5 protein-coding genes are annotated in these 8,549 nt (G+C 49.3%); 4 read left to right on the top strand and 1 reads right to left on the bottom strand.

From position 1 onward, the window contains the following. Positions 1 to 580: 580 nt before the first annotated feature. Both O3C43_23830 and O3C43_23825 read left to right on the top strand, forming a co-directional pair. Positions 581 to 1,324 (top strand): hypothetical protein, encoded by a 744-nt coding sequence (locus tag O3C43_23830; protein MDA1069516.1) that lies wholly within the window; start codon positions 581 to 583, stop codon positions 1,322 to 1,324. 501 nt (positions 1,325 to 1,825) lie between these two features. Beyond that, the gene (locus O3C43_23825) at positions 1,826 to 2,524 is read left to right on the top strand and encodes a CTP synthase (GenBank protein ID MDA1069515.1); all 699 of its coding nucleotides are present in this window, start codon (positions 1,826 to 1,828) and stop codon (positions 2,522 to 2,524) included. A gap of 639 nt (positions 2,525 to 3,163) precedes the next feature. Here the strand turns inward: O3C43_23825 and O3C43_23820 are convergent. Beyond that, the gene (locus O3C43_23820; GenBank protein ID MDA1069514.1) at positions 3,164 to 4,327 is read right to left on the bottom strand and encodes a pyridoxal phosphate-dependent aminotransferase; all 1,164 of its coding nucleotides are present in this window, start codon (positions 4,325 to 4,327) and stop codon (positions 3,164 to 3,166) included. 154 nt (positions 4,328 to 4,481) lie between these two features. On the opposite strand from O3C43_23820, the gene O3C43_23815 reads away from it, so the two are divergent. Together O3C43_23815 and O3C43_23810 are read left to right on the top strand one after the other, a co-directional pair. Continuing rightward, the gene (locus tag O3C43_23815; GenBank protein MDA1069513.1) at positions 4,482 to 5,783 is read left to right on the top strand and encodes a DUF1552 domain-containing protein; all 1,302 of its coding nucleotides are present in this window, start codon (positions 4,482 to 4,484) and stop codon (positions 5,781 to 5,783) included. Continuing rightward, the gene (locus O3C43_23810) at positions 5,780 to 8,374 is read left to right on the top strand and encodes a DUF1592 domain-containing protein (protein MDA1069512.1); all 2,595 of its coding nucleotides are present in this window, start codon (positions 5,780 to 5,782) and stop codon (positions 8,372 to 8,374) included. The genes O3C43_23815 and O3C43_23810 overlap by 4 nt, the downstream gene beginning before the upstream one ends. The last annotated feature ends 175 nt before the right edge of the window (positions 8,375 to 8,549 follow it).

Raw genomic sequence — 8,549 nt, 5'->3', positions numbered from 1 at the left:
CGCAAGGGGAGAGCCAATGGGGGAGAGCCAATGGGAGGAGAGCCAATGGGGTCATATCTCCATTATTGACAAGATCCGTTCGCATCGGCTTTGCTTGTGGCGAGACGCAGGAAAAGGAGATCTCCCCGGATAAGAACACCAACTGTTCCGGTTCGCTTCGCGCCCGGTCTTGTCGTCGCAAGCTCCTCGGAACCACCACGCAAGCGCGTCATTTACCCTACGTCCTAAACCTGAGGGCTTCGCGATGCTTGGTTCGCTCGCCCCAGACGCTAAGCCTTTTATGATGTGTTGTTCGCTTCGCTGTCGTCATTTCATTCCTCGGTACTTGTACATCGCCTCGTGGTTTTGCCTTAGGCTTCCTCTCCACCGAGTCTCGCGACTCCGCAGTTGCCATCGGCTAATACTTTTCATAACTTATTTTCATTATTGAACTTAACTTACAGGTTTTATGTATAGAGGACTTGAACCTCATCAGTTGATGCCCATGACGGGCGTACCATAGGCGCTCGACCTAATGACGACTCCGCTACCGCTTCGTCGTCATAGGTCAGCTTAGCGTTAGGCGGCACACCAACGCGCTATGAATATCAAAATCCAAGAGGACAGTCGAACGTTTCGAGAATTCTACCCAGACCCAGCCGTGCGCCATCAGGTGCATTACAGCTTTGCTCACAGTTTTCTGCCTCAGTATGTCCAGCAGAACCCTTACGCGTTTTTCTCGTACATCCTGCGCCAGGACATGCCCGGAGGGGCGATGGAGCCGACTCGATTTATTCACAGTCAGTGGACCATGTTTGAGAAGATGGCGGGGATGGTTCAAAGAGAGAGTGATCCTTTCAAGGACGGCATGGTATTCCGTCGGGTTTCTGACCTCACGATGTCCACTCAGGAAGCGGGAGGTAGGCCGGTTGCGCTCGTGCAGATGCCAATGCCCGAACAACCACTTGAGGCATTCTTTGTAGCAGTAACGTTGCTGGCTACGCCAGCGCACGCCGAGAGTTGGCCCCGCGATGTGCAGGCGAGAGTCTTCACTCTGGAGGCAGAGTTTTCTGAGCATGCGGGTGAAGGCAAGACGGGTGTGGTTTGCGAGTGGGCGAAGAACGGTGACCACAGGAATTTCGGATTTGGAATCCGCGCCGAGCAAGACGCATTTCTTCGAGCTGTGAAGGCAGCGTTACAGTCTCCTGTTACGCCAGCCGCTGCTGGTTACACGCCACCGAAGGATGGGGCATCAGCCACTACCACTCTTAGAGCCGGAGACGATCCACCAACACAGCCACAGTCGTCTCAAGAATCGATCAAGCCCTGGTGGAAGATATGGTAATTGTGCCGCCTAACAAACCGGATGCACAAAACGCCGCGAGAGCGCTCCGGTTTCATTCTGGACGCCACTGGCGCGGCATCTGTGATCCGGAACGTTGGAAAAAAGAATTTTAACCTCTGATCAACACAGATTCACACTGATCCACGAAATGGTTAGGCTATATAATTTTAACCGTCAGCAGTACTCATCAGTGTCACCGGTGGTTGAAAAAAAAGAAATGAAAAAATAAATCAGGATCCTAAATCTTGTTTGCGTCGAGCCATCTAGATCTCTGCCACTGAAAGATAGATTTCCCCCATGACCATGAACCCTTCTCGCAGATCTCGCCATAGTTCTTCAACGACGGTGGAAGATCAACTACTCAAATTCCAACAAGACGCTGCTCCAAATCCAGACTCGCGGGTTTTGGTGTCAGGCTTTGCGCCTTCTGTGCTTCTTGTGGTTTCCACATCTAATTTCCTGCCTCTAAATTGAGGAACTTAGCATTCTGCAAAAGAATAGATGAAGAAAATCGGCATAATAGCAGAATACACTCCGCGCTTCGAACCGCATCCCGCGACTAGCAACGCGATAGAGCATTCCCGTGAATTCCTTGGACTCGATGTCGAATACGACTGGGTGTCTACGGAAGATATTGAAAATGACTTCTTTGAGAATTACGACGGCCTGTGGGTGGTGCCCGGCAGTCCCTACAAAAACATGGAGCGTACGCTTTGGGCTATACGCTATGCACGCGAGCACGGTGTTCCGACCTCCGGGACCTGTGGAGGTTTTCAGCCTATTATTTTGGAATATGCACGGAACTTACTTGGATTCAAGGATGCCCAGCACGCGGAATACGATCCGTACGCTTCGAAGCTCTTCATCTCGGAGTTAGCTTGTTCACTTGCCGGAAGAGAAATGGATCTACATCTTGAAGCAGATTCCCAAGCAGCGAAGATTTACGGCGTCACGAATGTACGAGAAAGCTACTACTGTAATTTCGCGGTGAACCCGGAATATCTTGATGAGATACAGACCGGGCCCATAAAGATTACGGGCTCCGATGCGGAGGGAGAGGTTCGAGTCATCGAATACTCAGATCATCCCTTTTTTATCGCCACGCGATTCGTGCCACAGACTCTATCGACACCGGACCGGCCCCACCCGCTTGTAAATGCTTTTCTAAAGTCCATTACCAGAGACGAACATAATATTTAGATACCACCGAAAGCCGAGTGGCTGAGCCAAAGGTAGCGGAAAATAAATTAACCGCGAAGGATACTTCACGAATGAAATAAGAAGGCCTGACAATATACACGGTTTTTTGAACAAGAGGTAACAAAGAAAACGGAGTTTCGAGTATCACGACATCGACATACCAATTGCTGAGATGGGCACAGATAAAGTAATAGTTTCTTAACCACGAATCGACACCAATGAACTCGAATAGTAGAACTGAAAAAGGAAAAATATTGAATGGGATTTCGTGTCCAATCGTGGTTAATTGTTTATTTTCAAAAGGAGCCTGTTTTCAGTTTTTCGCGTAATTTAGCGTTTTCGTAGTTTAACTTTTGTTCTTCGAACTTATAATAATACCAGTTAATCACGGGGTCACGGTGATTGGTCGGGATATAAAAATTTTGCTTAAAAAAAAAAGATTCTACCTGATAGGGACAAGGCTCCCGTAACTCATAACGTTCCGGGACATGGCGTCGATGCAAGCATCGAGCCCTACAATGGGAGGAAGGGGAATGAGCCACGGAATTCAGGGGCTCCCCGTAGAAAGAATCAAATTCTACGAACACAACTCCCCACGAAATGCGCTTAGTTCCTCTTGCCGAATTCAGGTGCTGGACGTTAAAGCCCTGTAACAAACGCATTGATGCGGCGAAGGGCTTCGCCGATATTCTCAATCGAGTTGGCGTAGGAGAAGCGGATAAAGCCTTTGCCCTGCTCTCCGAATCCATCACCGGCCAGACAGGCTACTCCGGCTTCCTCAAGGAGGCGACGTTCCAGTTCCCTTGAAGATAAGGGAAGCTGCGACACATTCGCGAATGCGTAGAAGGCTCCCTTGGGTACACGACAGTTTATGCCAGGAATTTTATTTAACCCATCGACAATAAAATCACGGCGTTTGCGAAAGGCTTCTCGCATTTTCACAACGGAATCTTGAGGACCGGACAACGCTTCCATACCTGCGCGTTGCGTAAAGGATGCCGTGCAGGAATTACTGTTTACCATGAGATTTTCTATAGAATTAACGAGCCAATCGGGGTAGATACCGTAGCCTAATCGCCAACCGGTCATGGAATAGGTTTTGGAAAATCCATCCAGGATGATGGCCCGTTCGGGAACGCCATCGAATTGAGTGATCGACTCAAACGTATCGTCATAGAGAAGCTCGCAATAGATCTCATCTGTGAGAATGACGACATCGTGTTTTACACAAAGAGCAGCTATCGTTTCGAGGTCTTCTTTTTTTAATACGCCACCCGTTGGATTTTGAGGCGAGTTTAAAATCAACAGTTTAGTGTTATCTGAAATGAGGGTTCCCAATTTATCGACATCGAAACTGAAGTCATTCGCTTCAAGCAGGGGTAAAGGAATCCCCTTGCCTCCTGCGAAATCGATGAGTGATTTGTAAATAGGAAATCCGGGATCCGGGTACACCACTTCATCGCCCTTCTCTACCAAAGCCAGGATGGCATAAAACATCACCGGTTTCCCACCAGGCGTCACCACGATTTGCGAACTCTTAACATCAATCTTTCGCGTCCTGGAAATGTGCTGTGCAATGAGCTCGCGAAAATCCGCCTGTCCGCAGGTAGGACCATAGCTTGTCCATCCATCATCGATAGCCTGTTTACCGGCTGCGACAATGTTCGCAGGTGTCGGAAAGTCGGGCTGCCCAATCTCCAGGTGAACGATATCGCGACCCTGTGCTTCGAGCCCCTTTGCCTTGGCCAATACTTTAAAAGCGGTTTCGGTTCCTAACTGCTGAACGGCGTGCGTTAATAACATGAATAAAAGCTAGGTGGGGGATTGTGGACCAACAAGTTTATTTCTCCTTGAGAAGTTTGTAAGTTATAAATAAAACGCTCGATTTCATGCCGATCAATGGCATCATAGAAAAGCAGTTACCCTAATGACGCCTCTAAACCCAAAGGACTTCCCTATGCATACAACACGAATCAATCGTCGCACCTTTTTAAAAGGTACCGGTGTGGCCATGGCCCTGCCCTTCCTGGAAAGCATGGGGCCGATGAGCTTAAAAGCGGTCGGAGCGGCCGCCAAATCCAGTGAAGTAGGATCTCCTATGCGCATGGTTTGTATCGGGAATCCGCTGGGCCTGATGCCTGATAGTTTTTTCCCACAAGGTGAAGGTCGCGATTATGAAATATCGGAGCTGTTGCGGCCTATAGAAAGGCACCGGAAGGACTTCACGGTGTTCTCGAATCTGGATCACGATATTTCCGGAGGCCATAGCGCCGTGCACGCGTTCCTGAGTGGAATAAAAGACCAGGATGCTTCGGACTGGCCGGAAGGTAATATTTCCGTCGACCAGCGTGCGGCCGAATTCGTTGGAGCTAGAACTCGTTTCTCGTCACTGGTTGTATCCCCCGGGTTGGCAGGCGGAGACCTGGATTGCAAGCTCTCCTGGACACGCAATGGGATCAATGTGCCGCCCGTCAGCAAAGCCAAAGATTTGTTTCGCGCACTGTTCGTTCAGGACGATCCCAGAATGCTTGCCAAACAGCAATCGGCCTACGATGTAAACGAAAGCATCCTCGATGCGGTAAACAGTCAGGCCAAAATCCTGAGTCGGCAGCTCGGGAAGACGGATCAGGAAAAGCTTGAAGAGTATTTGAATTCGGTTCGGGAAATTGAAAAGAAACTCGGCATGTCTCGGGAATGGCTTCACAAACCAAAACCCGAAGTGGATATGCAGGAGCCGAGCGAAGGCTCACTCACCTATACCGTTCCAGCATTCTACGACCTTCTGGCGCTAGCGCTTGAAACCGATTCCACCCGAGTTGCGACACTCGGAGTGCCAGGAAACATCGATACGGCAGATCTTGGATTGGTCGGCGGTTATCATGGTTTCTCTCACCACGGAAAAGCGGAGAAACTTCGTCAAGGACTACTGGTTATTGAAAAGTATCAGGTAGAACAAATGGGACGTTTTCTGGACCGCCTTAAAAACATCAAGGAGCCGGACGGCCAGTCCCTGTTTGACCGAACCATGATATTAATGGGAAGTGGCATGGGCAATGGAAGTTCGCATTCCAATAAAAACTTACCGGTGGTACTGGCAGGCGGTGGCTTTAAGCATGGCGAGCACAAAGCTTATCCTACGGAAAACCACAAACGTGTCCCACTTTGTAATCTGTATGGTTCCATGCTTCAGCGTTTCGGCCTGGAAATAGACAATTTTAACAAAGGTTCCGGAACATTAACCGGCCTGGTAGTTGCATGAGTTCGTTTAAACAAAAAGCCTTCGGTGCCGTTGTAAGTATGGCTTTCTGTACACCGGGAAGCTTTCTCTCTGCTCAAACGGACACTTATTACAATGCAGTTCAGCCTTTTCTGGAAAGCTACTGTATAACGTGTCACGGACCCGATAAACAAAAGGGCGACCGTCGTTACGACACACTTGAAGCCGATTTCACGGATTTGGATTCGTTGAACCTTTGGCAAGACATCGCGGATCTGATGAATCTGGGCGACATGCCTCCGGAAGATGAAAAACAACCAAAGCCGGAAGATAGACAAGAAGTCGTTAACTGGATTACCGCCGAGCTGGAAACGGCTTATGCACTTCACAAAAGCACCGGTCGAAAAACCGTGTTACGTCGACTCAATCGAACGGAATACAATCGAACCATCCGCGACTTGTTGAAACTTGGACCCTTACTCGCCGATCCGTCCGAGTCGTTTCCTCCTGACGAAACAGAGGAGAACTTTAATAACATAGGCTCAGCTTTAATCACTTCGGACTTTCTACTTCAAGGCTACCTCGACGCAGCAGAAGCTTACATCGAATACGCCACGATGCACGGTCCTCAACCGGCTATCCAAAAGTATGCGTTCGAAGCACCCTTTTACACGGCTCGCAATCGTTGGGACGGAAAAGATGTTGCCGGTGAGTTTCAACACATCCGGAAAAATACCACCGATCAGGATGGCTTTATGTGGCTTGAAGATTTGGAGGAAGGTGTCCCTGCAAGTGGATTCTATACCGTAAGATTTAAAGCCCAGGCCATCGACCGCGTATACCCCTACCCCGAAGAAATTGTGGGAACCCGAAAAAGCGAACCGCTGCGCGTCGATGTGATCGCCGGTTCACGGGCGTATGGGGAGTTGGAATTCAGGACGTCGTCCGATCGCAAAGTAGCAAGATTCGTCATCGCGGATGATCAACCTGAGTGGTACGAAGCCCGCGTCTGGTTGGATAAAGGCTACCAACCAAGACTCACATTCCCGAATGGTCCGCCTCGCGTGAAACCGCTGCGCAAAACACTGGTTCATAAGTATCCTGAGCACTTCCAGGATTTTATACATAACTGGACCATTCCCGGCGATGGACTCTACCCTTATTCAATCGAAGAAGCTGAAGTGCGAAGAATTGAAGCTGAGGCAACACAGATCGCTACTACCGTTGGTCAAGTCCTCGACACGGAAGGCACGTCGAACAAATTCAATCGCCGCGACGGCTGGGCAGCATTTTATAGTGGCTACCACGGTCCACGTATCCGTGTGTTCGAAGTTAAGCTTGAGGGACCCTTTTATGAGAGCTGGCCCACTCCCAGCTACAAAGCATTGTTTGGAGACTTTGAACCCACCATGAAAAATGCGCGGGCGATCCTGACACGATTTGCCAGTGCAGCTTTCAGAAGACCCGTTACCAACGACAAACTCAACATCCTTCATCAGCTTGTTCGTTCCAAAGCCGAGGAAGGCAAAAGCGCGTTCGAAGCGTTAAAAGTCGGTTTTCGAGCCATTCTGTGTTCACCCGATTTCCTGTATCTACAGGAACCCGAAGGTCGACTCGATGATTACGCCTTGGCTTCTCGTTTAAGTTATTTCCTTTGGTCTACACAACCTGATGCTGAGCTGATGGAACTGGCAGCATCGGGCAGACTTTCTGATCCTAAAACGCTTAAACAACAGACGGTCCGCTTGCTACAAGACGATAGATCGAATGCATTCACCGAATCATTCACCGCGCGCTGGCTGGAGCTTTATAAAATCGGAACCATGCCTCCAAGCGATAAGGATTTTAAAACGTACTATATTGACGGGCTTGAACATTCGATGAAACAGGAGACTCAAAGATTCTTCCGCTACATCCTGGAAAACAACCTATCGATCAACCAGTTTCTCGATTCTGATTTCACCTTTGTCGATGGAGGATTAGCCAGACTCTACGGAATGGAAGGAATCAACGGGCCAGACTTCCAAAGAGTCTCGGTTAAGAACGATCCACGCAGAGGTGGCTTACTGGGCCATGCGAGTATCTTGACGGCCAGTGCCAATGGCATCGATACCTCTCCGGTTATTCGGGGCATCTGGGTATTGGAAAATATATTGGGCTCGCCGCCTTCACCTCCCCCGCCCGATGTTGAACCCCTGGAACCGGATATACGAGGAGCGACCACGATTCGGGACCAATTGGATAAACACAGGAAAGTTGAGACCTGCTATGAGTGTCACAAAAAAATCGATCCCCTTGGATTTGCCCTTGAGAATTATGATCCCATTGGTGCTTGGCGTGAACGGTATCCGAGAAGGGACGATTCCGGTCCTGTTATTGATGCTTCAGGTCAGTTGCCCAATGGCCACAAGTTTGACGGAATTGAGGACTTCAAGGACGTGCTTTCAGGTCGGCAGGAACAATTCGCCAGCTGCCTCACCGAAAAGCTGCTCGCCTACTCCATGGGCCGCACACTCGAATTTACGGATCGACCAGAAGTCAACGGGATCGTGCAGGAGCTAACAGAAAGCGGTATGGGCATGCAGGACCTGGTGCTCCTGGTTGTGCAAAGCGAGGCATTCCAAACCAAATAAATCCGTTTAGCCTCAGCGCGTGAGAATCCACTCTTAGGTTTGGATTGACTCATTTTCCAATTGCTTGGAACTTCGACCACTTCCCTACGCGGATTCAACTAACAAGTGCAAGAGGCTAGAAGCTTTGTATTATTGTATGTGTGGAAGATTAGTTCTTTGATGTGGTTTACAACAG

It is taken from the genome of Verrucomicrobiota bacterium (assembly GCA_027622555.1).
Classification (GTDB): Bacteria; Verrucomicrobiota; Verrucomicrobiia; order Opitutales; family UBA2995; genus UBA2995.
The sequence above is the reverse complement of the archived record's forward strand: the minus strand, read 5'-3'. Positions and strand labels throughout refer to the sequence as shown.